Source organism: Baaleninema sp. (assembly GCF_049974805.1).
In the GTDB taxonomy this organism is placed as follows: Bacteria; Cyanobacteriota; Cyanobacteriia; order Cyanobacteriales; family Geitlerinemataceae; genus Baaleninema.
Window position 1 is genome coordinate 1 of record NZ_JBNGCO010000198.1, and the last position, 4505, is coordinate 4505.

The following is a 4505-nucleotide window of genomic DNA, read 5'->3' on the forward strand; positions in this document are numbered from 1 at the left end:
GTGGACTTGCAGCCGTCGGGCAGACGGTCAAGATGCTTGGCGAGGGGTTAAGCGTTGGCTCCCCATAGACCCAAGAATCCCCACGCCGTGACAGCTGGGGAGTGTCAAACTGTTGTTATTGTTTCTAACCCCTCTCCTCACGGTCAGTCAACAACCCGCCGTCAAGCCTATTGGCTATGACGGGGGCTTGAAAAAGCCCAAAAGCTGACCAGCCTAAAGTACCGAGACGTAACCTTGGCGAGGCAAACGTTACCCCTTTTGGGAGTTGTGTATTATGCAGGTTTTCGTTCTCGACCAAGACAAAAAACCCCTAGCACCATGCCATCCAGCCAAAGCGCGGCGGCTCCTGAAATCCGGTCGTGGTTCGGTGTTTCGTCGCTATCCATTTACCCTTATCTTGCACGAGATTGAAGCCAAAGATTGTGTCGTCCCCGAAACTCAACTCAAAATCGATCCCGGCTCTAAAATAACTGGGTTGGCTATCCTGTCCGAAAACCGAGTCATTTGGGCGTCCGAACTCAGCCATCGCGGACAGCAAATTAAGAACGACTTAGAGAAGCGTCGCGCTTTACGACGCTCCCGACGCCATCGAAAAACTCGTTACCGAAAGCCTCGCTTTCTTAACCGTACTCGTCCGAAGGGTTGGCTTCCACCATCTCTCAACCATCGGGTCGAAACTACGATGACCTGGGTGAACCGTTTGCGAAAACTTTGCCCGATTGTCTCGATTTCTCAAGAACTCGTGCGGTTCGATACCCAGAAACTCCAGAACCCCGAAGTGAGTGGTATTGAGTATCAGCAGAGCGAATTGTTGGGTTACGAGATCCGCGAGTTCTTGTTGGAAAAGTGGGGTCGAAAGTGCGCCTACTGCGGTGCTGAGAACCTGCCGTTAGAGGTCGAACACATTCATCCTAAATCGAAGGGAGGGAGCGACCGAGTTTCCAACCTCGCTTTGGCTTGCCATCAGTGCAACCCAGCTAAGGGAAACCGAGATATTCGCGAGTTTCTATCGGGCAAACCGTCCGTTCTCGACCGTATTTTGAAACAGGTAAAAGCGCCGTTAAAAGATACGGCAGCCGTCAACGCAACTCGCTGGAAGCTGTACCAACAGTTGAAAGAAACTGGATTGCCCGTTGAAGTGGGAACGGGCGGACAGACTAAGTTTAATCGGACTCGATTGGGTGGGTCGAAGACTCACTGGCTCGATGCGGCTTGCGTCGGGAAATCGACTCCCGATCGATTAGATGTCGCGATCGAGAAACTTTTGCTCGTTGCAGCCAAAGGTCACGGAGTTCGGCAACGATGTCGTTCCGATAAATACGGTTTTCCGAGAACTCACGCTCCGAAAGCCAAATCCTTTCAAGGTTTCCCAACGGGCGATATAGTCAAGGCGACAATTCCTCAAGGAAAATTCGCCGGAAATTACACAGGACGGATTGCCATTCGGTTTCGCCCTTCCTTTCGACTGAACGCTGGGGTTAAACCTTTCGACGTTCATCCGAAATATCTAACAACTGTTCATCAATCAGACGGCTATGAATACAGATTCTCGAAATAAGGATGCCCTGTCGGGCAGTTCGTTTTAGATGGACGTTATCCTCACTGGAAGCCTCGCCAGTCTCATCGCCGGATTGGGAACGGGAATCGGCGCCTTACCGATTCTCTTCACCCACAACATCCAACATCGACTTCAGGGAATTTTCCTGGGGTTTGGAGGAGGCGTCATGTTAGCCGCCACCTCGTTTTCTCTGATTGTTCCCGGTACTGAAGCCGCCCTCGCCCAGGGAAACTCCGAAACGGTGGCCGCTTTAATTGTCGGTATGGGGATTATCTTAGGAAGTGCGGCGTTGTGGTTCGCCCACAACCACTTTCCCCACGAACACTTTTTCAAAGGCAAAGAGGGGCCGACGCTAAAGAACTTCAAACGGATTTGGTTGTTCGTCATCGCCATTACCCTACATAACTTTCCCGAAGGCTTAGCCGTCGGCGTTGGTTTTGGCGGGAGTAACATGGCCAACGGAATCGCCCTGGCGTTGGGGATTGGCGTGCAGAACGTTCCCGAGGGGTTGGTTGTGGCCTTGGGACTGCGAGAATTGAACTATTCGATCGCCTATGCGTTGGGAATCGCTTTCATCACGGGCTTGGTGGAACCTGTCGGCGGCGCGATCGGGGCGGGTATCGTGAGCGTAGCGCAAACGTTTTTACCCTGGGCGATGGCTTTTGCGGCGGGGGCGATGTTGTTTGTCATCGTCGATGAAATTATTCCCGAAATCGCCCGCAAAAGCTACGAACAAGAAGGGACTCTGGGCATCGTGGCGGGATTCGTCTGCATGATGTTTTTAGATATCGCCCTCGGTTGAGAGGGGGGGATGAGGTGGTGATGAGATGATGGGAAGATGGGGTGATGAGAATTTCCCCTTGTCTCCCCCTCTCCCCACCTCTCCCTCTCCCCATCTTCCGTTTGAGGCGGTGCGTGACGCGGTAATACAACATTGTCCTGACTTCTGCAACATTTTTCAGTGGCGTCACAGCACTCGACAAGGGTTCCCTCTTTCCTCAATGACGTACATGGCTCGATCTGCATTGTCCGGTTATATTCCTGTAAAAAATAGTTAAGAGGAAATTGAGAAGATTATGAGTTACGATTTTGATTTGTTTGTCATCGGTGCGGGTTCTGGGGGAATCGCCACCGCCCGACGCGCTGCCGAATACGGGGCGAAAGTCGGTATTGCAGAGGTCGATCGCTTGGGAGGCACCTGCGTCAATCGCGGTTGCGTTCCCAAGAAATTGATGGTGTATTCGTCTCACTTTTCCGATCTCTTCCGCGATGCGGTGGGGTACGGTTGGAGTCCAGTGGAAAGCGAGTTCGACTGGCCGAAATTGATTCGCGTGGTGAACGACGAGGTGACGCGCCTCAACGGGATTTACCAGCGGATGTTGGATAAGTCTAACGTGGAAGTGTTTGAGGGATACGCGAAGTTCGTCGATTCTCATACGGTGCAAATCGGCGATCGCACCCTCACCGCCGAGAAAATGCTGATCGCGGTGGGCGGAAAACCCATCAAACCGGACATTCCGGGGATGGAACACGCCATCACGTCCAACGAAATCTTTCATCTTAAGGAACAACCGAAACAGGCGGTGGTTCTCGGCGGTGGTTACATCGGCGTTGAATTCGCCTGCATTCTCAAAGGCTTGGGTTCTGAGGTGACGGTGATTATCCGACGGGACAAGATTTTACGGGGCTTTGACGATGACATTCGGGCTGAGATTCAGGAGGGAATGCAACGTCACGGCATTCGTTTTTTAACCAATACAAATGTGACTTCGATCGAGCAACTTGACAACGGCAAGTTGAAACTGAACCTCGATGGAGAGGAAGAGACTGCGATCGCCGATGCTATCAGCTTGGCGGCGACGGGTCGTAAACCCAATCTAGAGGGATTGGGGTTAGAAAATACAGAAGTCAAGACCCACAACGGTGCAGTTGTTGCTGATTCATATAACCAAACGGACGATCCCAGTATTTTCGCGGTGGGCGACTGTATCGATCGCATCAATTTAACTCCGGTGGCGATTAACGAAGGACGGGTTCTCGCCGATACGCACTTTGGCGGAAAGTCGCGCCAGATGAGTTATGAAAACGTTCCCACGGCGTTGTTTACGACGCCGGAAGCCGCCACAGTGGGCTTGACGGAAGCCGAGGCGCGGGAGAAATACGGCGATGCGGTGAAGGTGTTTCGCTCGAAATTCCGCCCCATGTACCATACTTTGGGGGGACGGGAAGAGAAAACCCTGATGAAGTTGATTGTTGATTCCGAGACTGACCGCGTTCTCGGGGCGCACATGGTGGGCGAAAACGCCGCCGAGATTATTCAAGGGGTGGCGATCGCGGTGAAAATGGGGGCGCGAAAAGCGGACTTCGACGCCACGGTGGGAATTCACCCGAGTTCGGCGGAAGAATTCGTCACCATGCGTTAAAGTTCAATTTTTAAAGTTCGATTTGAATTTGGTTGAAAGGGTGAGGCTCAACGGGTTTTCCGGTTGGCCTCACCCTTTTTGTAAAAAAAACTTTGAGTGCAAAATCAAATTTCAAACCGTTAAATCATACCAGTTTTTAATAACCTTGCTATCTGGCAATATTGAATGATTCGTGGCAAAATCCCCGATCGGTCAAGGGCTGTGCGAGATCCCCGGCATCTTGGAGATGCCGGGGATCTGGAGAGAATTCGACCTTCGTGGGTCTTCGGAGATTCGGGTGTAATTTGTAAATTTGAATATACAATCTGAGATGACCCGGTCTAAAATCTGCTTATCACCTCAAACTCTGAATAGCTGTTGGGTTTCGCTTTCGCTACACCCAACCTACGCAACTTATCACTACGCAACTACACAACAAACTGTTGGTAAAAACAACAACAATTTTAGTGCGAACTCAACATTCAGACAGTTGGCACTGGTCGTGTAAAGTGGGAGATATAATCTCCTCGAAAATTACCCATGAA

3 protein-coding genes are annotated in these 4505 nt (G+C 51.4%); all 3 read left to right on the top strand.

From position 1 onward, the window contains the following. Positions 1–274 precede the first annotated feature (274 nt). On the top strand, positions 275–1558 hold the full coding sequence (gene iscB, locus ACP5D4_RS21090; protein ID WP_428013571.1) for an RNA-guided endonuclease IscB: 1284 nt from the start codon (positions 275–277) through the stop codon (positions 1556–1558). 28 nt (positions 1559–1586) lie between these two features. After that, a complete protein-coding gene (locus ACP5D4_RS21095; RefSeq protein WP_428013572.1) occupies positions 1587–2360 on the top strand; it encodes a ZIP family metal transporter in 774 nt (257 codons plus the stop codon). A 274-nt stretch (positions 2361–2634) separates the two neighbouring features. Next, on the top strand, positions 2635–3981 hold the full coding sequence (gene gor, locus ACP5D4_RS21100) for a glutathione-disulfide reductase (RefSeq protein ID WP_428013573.1): 1347 nt from the start codon (positions 2635–2637) through the stop codon (positions 3979–3981). Positions 3982–4505: the final 524 nt, after the last annotated feature.